The 416-nt window shown below is 40.9% G+C and carries 1 pseudogene; it reads right to left on the bottom strand.

The annotated features are described in order from the left end of the window. A pseudogene (locus tag G8O24_RS47240) lies at positions 1-405 on the bottom strand (pyruvate formate lyase family protein); the annotation flags it as partial. Positions 406-416: the final 11 nt, after the last annotated feature.

Below are 416 nucleotides of genomic sequence, written 5' to 3' on the forward strand. Positions count from 1 at the left end.
GATAATGCCTTTTTCTAAATCGCGTTGGATGTAGATATCAAGGAAAATCGGAATACGACCGAATGAGCTTGCAGCACCGTTTGCTTGTTTAATAGAAGCAAGATAGCCCATGTAAGTCCATTGTACAGCTTCGGTTGCATTTTCAGCTGGACGGCCAAGTTCTAAACCATACTCGTTACCTAAAACGATTAAGTCTTGAAGTGCTTTGAGTTGTTACCCAATTTCTTCCCGTAGTAGAATATTTTCATCATAAGAAATGGCAATTTTTTTGAAGTCTTGTTGTTTTTCAGCGTTTAAGCGACCCACACCGTAAAGTGCTGGTTTTTGGTACAAGCCGATGATTCTTCCGCGAGAGTAAGCATCAGGAAGACCTCTAACGATATGTGAGTGACGCGCACGTTTGATATCATCTGTAT

Source organism: Bradyrhizobium campsiandrae (genome assembly GCF_014529705.1).
Lineage (GTDB): Bacteria > Pseudomonadota > Alphaproteobacteria > Rhizobiales > Xanthobacteraceae > Bradyrhizobium > Bradyrhizobium campsiandrae.